Origin of the sequence: Streptomyces sp. 4F14, assembly GCF_048159485.1 — a bacterium.
Classification (GTDB): Bacteria; Actinomycetota; Actinomycetes; order Streptomycetales; family Streptomycetaceae; genus Streptomyces.
Window position 1 is genome coordinate 1 of record NZ_JBLRVY010000273.1, and the last position, 356, is coordinate 356.

The 356-nt window shown below is 68.0% G+C and carries 1 protein-coding gene; it reads left to right on the forward strand.

Translation table 11 applies throughout. The features are described from left to right. A partial coding sequence (locus ACLZOT_RS50680; protein ID WP_416976080.1) for a MerR family transcriptional regulator occupies positions 1–356 on the forward strand: 356 nt, incomplete at both ends.

Consider the following 356-nt stretch of genomic DNA (forward strand, 5'->3'; position numbering starts at 1 on the left):
CCCGCGCCCCGACGGGCAGGACCGCTACACGATCAGCGAGGTCGCCGCGTTCACCGGCCTCACCGCCCACACCCTGCGCTGGTACGAGCGGATCGGCCTCATGCCGCACGTGGACCGGTCGCACACCGGTCAGCGCCGCTTCAGCAACCGGGATCTGGACTGGCTCTCCTTCGTCACCAAACTGCGGCTGACCGGGATGCCGGTCGCCCACATGGTCCGGTACGCCGAGCTCATACGCGAGGGCGACCACACCTTCGAGGAACGGCAGGAACTGCTGGAGGCGACCCGCCGCGACGTGAGAACGCGGATAGCGGAGCTCCAGGAAACCCTGGCCGTGCTGGACTACAAGATCGACT